Origin of the sequence: Neobacillus drentensis NBRC 102427, from assembly GCF_001591445.1 — a bacterium.
Classification (GTDB): Bacteria; Bacillota; Bacilli; order Bacillales; family Cytobacillaceae; genus Neobacillus; species Neobacillus drentensis.
The window spans coordinates 1-8733 of sequence record NZ_BCUX01000090.1 but is presented as its reverse complement, the minus strand read 5'-3'; the positions used below and the strand labels follow the sequence as shown (position 1 = coordinate 8733).

Below are 8733 nucleotides of genomic sequence, written 5' to 3'. Positions count from 1 at the left end.
ACGATTTGAAAATCAAGTGGTATAAATACTTCCTGAATTTGTTGCCTGCGTTTGGCAACGATTTTGCGAATGTTTGAGGCAGAGCCTTTAAAATCATATTCATCTTGTAATCTATTAAAAATCTTGATTGCGGTATGCTTTTGCTTTTTCCAGCTTTTTAGGTCATCTTCTAACCATTGATCAATGATTGGAATCACCCGTTTTGTTTCTTGAGAATATTCCTTTGTTCCATACACGTAATTTCGTAAAACTGTTGTTGGTGCTGTATTACTTTTTAGGTATTTACTCACGGTGTTACGGGAAATTCCGAGCTTTGTCGCAATTTGCCTTTGCGATAATCCTTCAACCTCTTTTAAGAATTTGATATTATGAAATTGAGCCATTTCGATCATCCTTTTCGTCCTCTCTCAATGAAGTAAGTTTGGTCACTTCCTATCATAAGAGAGGTTAATAGAATTGGGAATCATGCGGCTCATTTTGTGTTGATCAAAACGTTTAAAAGTGGCTCAAATCTAGATTATCAAAAACAAGAAAATGGCCCGATTGTGGAAGACTGATTTTATGGAAATCTATTAACGTTTTATAATACCTAAAACAATTATGAAGTTATAAAACAGTATGTCATTCATTGGTACACTTTTTGTCATTTGTAAAAACAATCTCAAGGATGGTATACATTTCATTGGACTAAACACCACCGTAATGAACCCAAATCTCCAGCTTTGTGGAACGATTTTAAAGCAATAAAAAAAGCCACTTCAATATAAGTGGCACTAAAAGTAAGATTCTTTATCGATTATGGAATCAACTTTATATATTAATTGCTTGTGACGGGGGCCTACAAATTAAAAAGATATATTTGTCAGTTTATGCAGCATCCTTTCTTGTTTTGCCTAATAAAATATTCTCGTAATCTTCTTCAGAAATCTTATTCCGTTCTTTTAACCATATAAGTCGAAAATGATGTTGATAAATGGTTTTGAAATAATTAAATTCCTTAAGCGAGAAAACGCCCCCAAAAAATCCCCCTAAGATTGGAATGAACTTTCCTATAGATTTTTCGGTTACCTTTATACCTAGTTTTTCAAACAGAGTTACTAAGGTCTTTACCGCTGTTTCACTTTTGAAAAGAGTTTTTAGAAAGAGTTCAGTAAGATCTTCTTCGCTTTTTTCCTCTATTTTTTTCAGGATTAGCTGTTTGGCTTTTTTCAATAAAGCCAATAGTTCCACTTTTTCTTTTATTAAATCTGTTGAATCCAAAAGAAGAGCTGACATCCCATTTAGTTGTGCCTCAAATTTATTAAATCCGTAAGCCATGCCCATTTCTAAAATAGACTTATTCTTAATGGTAGGGGATGCTGCAACATCAACTACCAATCCTGGAAGTCCACAGGCGCCGGTGGCTGCTCCAAAGGTAACATGCTGAAATTGCTGCCCCAATTGTAGCTTTTGGTACACTTCCTCACATTGCATTAACTCAAATAACTTAATTTCCTCCATTGCTTTAGTCCCTGCTTTTTTTAGTACACGTTTTTCTTGAACAATGAAGGTCCCACAATTTGAAGAAAAGTTAAATAAATATTGTATTCCCTCCAAAAGTTTTTTATATAAATTACTATCTTCAAGCTTTTGATTAATAAAAGAATTTACCTTCGAACTTTTTTTATTTTTTTTTGCTTCTTTATTACCTGCCTGTTTCGAGAAGAAATCCGTTGATTCTTTTAATGCAGCCATCTCATAGGAACTAAATTTGTTCATTTTTAAACATCTCCCTTATTGTCATTTTAATCCGAAACAATTTCCATTTCATGTTCTAATTAAAACACGTTTCTATTTTTAGGTCAATATTAATATTTTATTTTTAAAAATGTATTTTATAGTGTATAATTAAAAAAGGTGATGAAAATGGAAATCGAAAAATACTTAGAGCATATTGCCTCTAGATTTTCAGAAATAAGAAATTTATTTGGCTGGCGTCAAGAAGATGCAGCAATTCGTATGGGTGTAAGCCGTTCAAAAATTGTTACAATTGAAAATGATCATTCAAAATTAACTATTTGTGATGCCCAGAGTTTATTTACTGCCTGTGATTATGAGTTATTTAAAGCAAAAAAGACATTAAAGGAAATAAAAATAAAAGGGCGTAATAAAAAGGTAAAGTCAGCGTTAATTGCCTCTTCCACTTTTTTAACATCCCCTTTATTTGCTTCATCAATAGTTGGCCTACTTGCTGCCTTAAGACCAAAATCTTTTTCAAAATTAATACCAGTAGTCAGTGGTATTTTTGGTAGTGTATGGGCAACAAATTCAGCAAAAACAAAACGTGAGAAACAAATTGAGGAGCTTACTCAAGAGGAAATAATCGATTTTTCAACCATAGAGGAAAGTATGGAAAAAACTCTAGTAGAAATAGAAAAAAATCTTTTAGACATTTTTTTACTCAGTAAATGGGATGTTCATTTATTTTACGAGAGATTACACCCAAGTCTAAAATTGCCCTTAGATGAAGAAATTTAAATGGATTGTCCTGTTTGAGATAAACTGTCTGACTCACTAAATTTTCTTGATAGTTTAATGTCACATTTAACCAAATGCAGTTACTAAAATAAAATTTCTAAGTATATTTCTAAAATTAAGGCACACCAGGTGACTTTGAAAAAATTTTAAATAAAAATATAATCCTACCCTAGACTAAAGGGTAGGATTTTAAAAAATTACAATTATTGATCCTTAATTCCGATTCAAATCTTGCATTTTTAAATGTGGTGCCTGTCACGCCCCGAAATTTGTCGAAGATTGATAGGTTTTTAGACTGGTGGAAAGTGATAGATAGAGTTGCAGTTGAATATTGTTGGGGTGGTTGGTTGTTTGCTTCTTTCCGTTTCGGGAAAGAGGTGATAATCATGGAATTTCTACGAGAAGTTCTGAAGGGTGTTATGCGTGAATTGAGCGCTTATTTCTTTCGGAAAAACATTCTAGAAAACAAGAAAACCACCCCGCGCCGTAGCAAGCAAAAGGGTGGTTCTCAAAAATAATTTACTCCAACTACCATCACCCTGACGGTAGAGGTTGCTGAAGAGAAGTGTTAGTAGCACTTCTCTTTTTTATTATAACTCCATTATACATAAAGATATTCTTGATGAGAAGAAAATATCTCCTGCCATGTCCCAAAGATAAATTTGTATAGTGGTGGCCAGAGGGAATACTTTTTGTCTATTTTTGTAATAATTTTAAAGGAATTTTGACTTTTTTGTAGAAATTAGTATTTATTAACCAGTATTCTGGACCCCGAATATCTTCTGTTAATCCACCTGACTTAACTTCTTATTGGTCCACCACTTGATCATACTTTTCTTTAAAACTGATTTTATTTATTCCATTTTTAATTTCATTGATATATCAAGTAATATTATTGGAGGTTTATTATGACGGTAAAAGTATCAAGTATCGGTTTAAAAGGATTGGAAGGCTATCGTGTGCAAGTAGAGGTAAGGATAAGGACTGGTACGGAATCGATGGTGATTGTTGGACTGCCGGATGCCTCGGTAAAGGAGTCGAGGGAACGGGTAGTGGCGGCACTGGGTCATTTTGATGTGGATGTTACGGATCAGAAGGTTGTGGTTAATCTCTCGCCATCAGAACATAAGAAAAATGGGCCACTTTTTGATCTGGCAATTGCGATTGCGGCTTTGAAGGAGCTCAATATGATTAAGGGCGAGATTCCTATCGATGCCGCGTTTATTGGGGCACTGTCTCTTGATGGTATGGTTGTAAAAGCAGAAGGGATGCTTCCTGCGCTGATTTCTGCGAAAGGACTTGGTCTAAAGAAAATTTATCTTCCCTTTGATCAAACCATACCGATCCATATGCTGACGGATTTGGAATGCATCGTTGTTCAGCATATCGAAGACGTGGTACAGCACTTAGAAGGTCAAGAACTGCTGTCATTTCTTCCTCAAATAGCATCTAATGAACAAATTCCTCTTTTTTCTGACTCACCACAAAAGGACTTCCGACTTGTAATTGGACATGAACAACCCAAAAGGGCGCTTGAAATTGCTGCTGCTGGTGAACATAATGTCCTTATGAGCGGTCCGCCAGGATGTGGGAAAAGTCTGCTGGCAGAAACCTTTCCTTCCATATTACCTACGCTTACGAATCAGGCCCAATTAGAAGTAATGAGTCTCTATCAGCTTGCGGGAGAGAGGCGAACCATACAACAAAATGCCCCATATCGGCACCCGCATCATTCGGCATCGTCAGTTGCGATTATTGGTGGAGGTTCTTCACCGAGGCCAGGGGAAATTTCACTTGCTCATCATGGTGTACTGTTCCTTGATGAAATAGCTGAATTCACGAAAAAGACAATTGATATGTTAAGGCAACCGCTTGAAACTGGACTGGTGACAATTAGCAGAGCCCATTCCACCGTGACATATCCTTCAAATTTTATCCTTATTGGGGCTATGAATCCCTGTCCATGTGGGTATCTGGGTTCTAATCACCATTACTGCACTTGTTCACAAAAGCAAATCCAGACATATAGAAATCGAATATCAGGACCTGTGCATGATCGACTAGATATCCTTTTATCATTGCAGTCGATTAACTTAGACCAACCATCAAAGGGCCAAGAATCATCCAATGCCATTCGCAAGCGGGTTGAAAAGGCACGACAACTTCAATATCAACGTTATCAAACGGAAATCTCTAACGCAAAAGCTCCATTTGAAGTGATTACTGCCACAAGTCCATTAACAAGCGACCAGCAAAAGATGCTTATGAATGTGGCATCAAAGCAGAATTGGAGTAACCGGGTTCAAATCAAAATCATTCGTTTAGCAAGAACGATTTCTGATTTAGCTGGTGAGGACCAAATAACTGATACAGCCATTTGGGAAGCTATGACACTAAGACGCCAAGGTCTTCATAAACAACAATCGATCGCGAGGGAAACTTAAATGTCACGTAAGAAAAGAATCTGGATACCCCACCGTTTTTACCATATTAATTGCAGGGGCAACCGGCGTGATCCATTGTTCCGAAACGCAACTGATTTTCAAGCATTCTTGCACATCCTCGATCAGCTTCATGAAAAAATTCCTTTTGAATTGGCTTCCTATTGTTTAATGACCAATCATTATCACCTGCAGATTCGTTCACCAGAAATTCCTTTTTCAAAACTGATGTCTCTAATCAACAAAAGGTACGCAAACTATTACAATGCCAAGTATCGTTTAACCGGACATGTGTATGAAAAACGCTATTATGACAAAGTGATTGAAGATAAAGAAGGGATTCTTGAGGTCAGCCGCTACATCCATTTAAATCCCGTTGAGGCAAAGATGGTCAAGCAGCCTGAATACTATCCTTGGAGCAGCTTTTATCTATTTAAATATCCCAACTCGGTCCAGCCACGATTTATCAATATGAACTGCCTTTTAGACTATTACGAAGGGACAATCGAACAGAGGCGGGAGAAATACTGCAAAAGTTTAAGAACCCTGCCCCCGCGGGATATATATATAGGTGGTACCGAATAAGGAAAAGTCTTGAAAGCTGGTCTCTAATAAGTTGATGATGTGTAAATTGGTTTGAATTTGGGTTGAAAAGTGTTGAAAAATATCCAAGCAGCAATTTCGGCAAAGATACAAAATAATGAGGTGCCTATATCACTGCCTGACATATCATAGCAAGTGGTTAGTGGAATACTTTAGTAGAGTCTCCCCATTTTTTACTATCAACTATTATTCTTGCCCCTCATTAACCAGCCGTTCTCAGGATGTTGTTCGATTTCCTTTAACATTTCAGAAGCTTTCATATCCAAACCGATTGCAAGAGCAATGATGGTATCTAGGCTGGGGTTTTTCAAATTTCTTTCTAGTAAACTGATATAAGATGGATGTCGACAGCAGCGATCGGCCAATACCTCTTGAGAAAGCTCCTGAGCATTTCTTAATTTCTTTAATACATGTCCAAAGCGAACAGATGAATAATTATCCAAAGAGTTACTCCTTTGCTATCAATCTATTGAACAGATTGACTATTTTATTTGTGATTTTCCTCTAAATATGTAAAATTGTATTTTCCTGTTTTCTCTTTGGTTAGCAGATGTGTTGTTTTAGGTTCGAGGTAAAAAGTAATCGGTGCCGGGTGGTTCCCTCTGTTTATAGCTATTTGCAACAATTGATTCGCATTGTGAATTCTATTATTAAAGAAAGCTAATCTTGAATCTACAATAATGGAATGCCCATTACTTAATTCGACCTTAGTCTTACTTCCGACCGCAATCGTCCTCACAATATGTTCGGGGTTGAACCAGATACATTCAGCATTATGTGGTTGGCTATGGTGCCTGTCACCACCCGATATATGTCGAGATTTGTAGAATATTAGAATTCAAAGAAGGATTCTAATAGCCAGAACCTATTCAGCTTTAGAATGCACCGACAATGCTCCCGAATCTAACATTAGTAAAGCGTCAAGGAAGTATGAGGTCTTATCGGCATTTAAATTTGATAGAACAAAAAAGTAAGAGCACAATGCTGCTCTTACTTTTTCTGCCTTAATGTGTTACTGATGGTTCTGGGTTCATAATCATCAGTATTTCAAGGGTTGACGTTTTTGGTAATCGATTCAATAGTTCATAGTTCTGGTACCTGTCACGCCCCGACTAAAGTGAATTAGAGCAGGGACACTAACAAACGTTTTTAAGAGAGTCATTTTTGAAGACATCGAACTTGTCGATATACGTCGAACAATTAATTTTTCATAATTGTTATAGTAGTGCTAATATTTAATTAGACTTTAATACTATATCTGATTAAAACAAACCTATTGACAAGTTGGGAAGCAAAGTCCAAAGGTAAAACTATGATAGCTGGCTGTACTGCCCGATTTAATCATTTTAAAGGAGATGTTCTATTTGAAGTTTAAATCCCTACTATGTTTCTTTCGGAGACGACACAAATACAGTTATTACACCAGTAAATGCATCATATGTGGAAGGAAAAGTAGTAATAATTATCAGTCCAGTGGGGTCAGACCCCCACTCAACTAAAGTTTAATGCGGTAAAGGGTGAAATAAGACGCAGTCGTGCCCCAGTCCCCGCCAATAGGGATGTAAAAAACCATGCTGGATGTTCCAGCATGGTCTTAATATTTAAGATTATGGTCCCTGAAACGCAGCCATCATTTCTTGTAAATCTTGGATGGCTAGTTTTACACTCTCATCCTTATTGCTATGAAATCCAGTTCCTAGTAAATCATAGTGGTGCAGATAGGAATTAGCGGCAAAACTTTTGTAGCCGTCAGGAACGGTGAAAATTTCCACAGTATATGTCAAACTCTTGTCTATGTACATTTTAATGATTTCTAGTTCGTCACTTTTCCTCTTTGTTACAACTCTCATACACTAAACCACTCCACCTGAAGGAAATTGAATTCAGAGCTTTCTTATATTTTTTCCATAATCCTAGTATATGTTAATATATTACTCTTTTCCGGATGATGATGTGACGAAAATCAAAATTTTTTGAAAGTTGTCTGCCGTTTCCTATGGATTCAGGCTGGTAACATTATGTACTCGCACCTGTTGAATGAATTGATCTTAAGGATGAAACCAAGCTGAATGGGTTCCTGACTAAGCTTAAGCATTGTAACAGAATGTTCAATTAATTATATGGTAACTATGTGACAGAAGGGCTCTCCATAAACAACAAGCTAACTATTTGCAAAGTATGACAATTTAATTGATAGGAGATAAATGGTAGAATGGATCTTATATTACTATCTTTGGAAGTCACTGTAGCAAGTAGGAATGGAGTTAGTCATGTCAAAATATCAAAAACTTATTTATCAATTGCCATGGATCATAGTAGTTCTATGGATGTTATTAATATTCAACTTTTCCGCACAACCTGCACAGCAATCTGACAAGCTTAGCATAGGAATAACAGAAAAAGTGATCGCAGTCATTGGGAAAATTACGCCAGGAACTAATATGAACTTATTAGAATCTGATCATCTGGTAAGAAAAAATGCTCATTTCTTTATTTACCTTACACTTGCAATCAGTCTGAGATTTGCGTTAAGAAAGAATAGAATCATAGGAATGAAGCGTATTTTGCTTGTTATTGGGATATGTCTCTGTTTTGCAATTTCAGATGAATTCCATCAGTTATTTGTTTCAGGCAGAGGTGCACAAGTAAAGGATGTTTTCATTGATAGTTCAGGAGCTATAGTGGGACTAGTAATTTACGGAATAGTAAATAGGCGCTATCACAGGTGCCCTTAAGGTATTGATTACTGGAAAATTAGGCTGAGCCTTTCCGGGTAAAAATAGGTTCTGAAGATAATTCAACTAGTTACCCACGAACCAAATCTAATTTCCTCATCATTGGAATCATACTTCTCATGGAGTACATCGTGAAAATGTACGCAAAATTTATGATCTAAAATTCCATAAAAATAGGCAAATGGATTCCTTATTTTACTTTTGAATTTCAGTTTCCGTATGAGCTGCTTAAAGGATTGGATTGCAATATCTAGGATGTCAGTGGGCTCAAGCTCTGATTGGTAGCTTGATGCAGCGATATTCGCCATCCTCCAATATTCTTCGATCGTCTTTGCTTCAGGAAAGAAGCACTTGACCAGCAGAACAAACGGCTGTGGAACTCGGTCATTCACATAGGTGTAGTCTAATTCGCACGGTTCTTCTTTACGTTCTTTTAT

General features: G+C 36.4%; 10 protein-coding genes and 1 pseudogene. 5 read left to right on the top strand and 6 right to left on the bottom strand.

Annotated features, from left to right (window positions below; genetic code table 11):
* Positions 1-392, bottom strand: a 392-nt coding sequence (locus BDR01S_RS23590; RefSeq protein ID WP_157406247.1) for a helix-turn-helix domain-containing protein, incomplete at its 3' end; no start/stop codon positions are given.
* A 475-nt stretch (positions 393-867) separates the two neighbouring features.
* Positions 868-1758, bottom strand: a complete 891-nt coding sequence (locus BDR01S_RS23585; protein ID WP_066248378.1) for an EcsC family protein — start codon at positions 1756-1758, stop codon at positions 868-870.
* 147 nt (positions 1759-1905) lie between these two features.
* Between BDR01S_RS23585 and BDR01S_RS23580 the strand changes: the two genes are divergently transcribed.
* The 4 genes from BDR01S_RS23580 to BDR01S_RS23570 all read left to right on the top strand — a co-directional run bounded on the left by BDR01S_RS23580 (position 1906) and on the right by BDR01S_RS23570 (position 5543).
* Positions 1906-2517: a helix-turn-helix domain-containing protein gene (locus tag BDR01S_RS23580; RefSeq protein WP_066248374.1), complete on the top strand. Its 612-nt coding sequence runs from the start codon at positions 1906-1908 to the stop codon at positions 2515-2517.
* A 269-nt stretch (positions 2518-2786) separates the two neighbouring features.
* The gene (locus tag BDR01S_RS25975) at positions 2787-3035 is read left to right on the top strand and encodes a hypothetical protein (protein WP_157412931.1); all 249 of its coding nucleotides are present in this window, start codon (positions 2787-2789) and stop codon (positions 3033-3035) included.
* A gap of 390 nt (positions 3036-3425) precedes the next feature.
* The gene (locus BDR01S_RS23575) at positions 3426-4961 is read left to right on the top strand and encodes a YifB family Mg chelatase-like AAA ATPase (RefSeq protein ID WP_066248371.1); all 1536 of its coding nucleotides are present in this window, start codon (positions 3426-3428) and stop codon (positions 4959-4961) included.
* Positions 4962-5543, top strand: coding sequence for an REP-associated tyrosine transposase (locus BDR01S_RS23570; protein ID WP_066248369.1), 582 nt, complete (start codon positions 4962-4964; stop codon positions 5541-5543).
* Positions 5544-5740: 197 nt separating this feature from the next.
* Here BDR01S_RS23570 and BDR01S_RS23565 read toward each other — a convergent pair whose 3' ends face one another.
* From BDR01S_RS23565 to BDR01S_RS23560, 3 genes are all read right to left on the bottom strand, one after another.
* The gene (locus tag BDR01S_RS23565) at positions 5741-6004 is read right to left on the bottom strand and encodes a helix-turn-helix domain-containing protein (RefSeq protein WP_066248365.1); all 264 of its coding nucleotides are present in this window, start codon (positions 6002-6004) and stop codon (positions 5741-5743) included.
* Between the two features lie 44 nt (positions 6005-6048).
* Positions 6049-6372, bottom strand: a complete 324-nt coding sequence (locus tag BDR01S_RS25065) for a competence protein ComK (RefSeq protein WP_268874711.1) — start codon at positions 6370-6372, stop codon at positions 6049-6051.
* Positions 6373-7168: 796 nt separating this feature from the next.
* Positions 7169-7411, bottom strand: coding sequence for a hypothetical protein (locus BDR01S_RS23560; protein ID WP_066248362.1), 243 nt, complete (start codon positions 7409-7411; stop codon positions 7169-7171).
* 420 nt (positions 7412-7831) lie between these two features.
* On the opposite strand from BDR01S_RS23560, the gene BDR01S_RS23555 reads away from it, so the two are divergent.
* Entirely contained in the window at positions 7832-8296 is a 465-nt protein-coding gene (locus BDR01S_RS23555; protein WP_066363367.1) for a VanZ family protein, read from the top strand.
* A 62-nt stretch (positions 8297-8358) separates the two neighbouring features.
* Here the strand turns inward: BDR01S_RS23555 and BDR01S_RS25970 are convergent.
* Positions 8359-8733: pseudogene (locus BDR01S_RS25970) on the bottom strand (hypothetical protein); the annotation flags it as partial.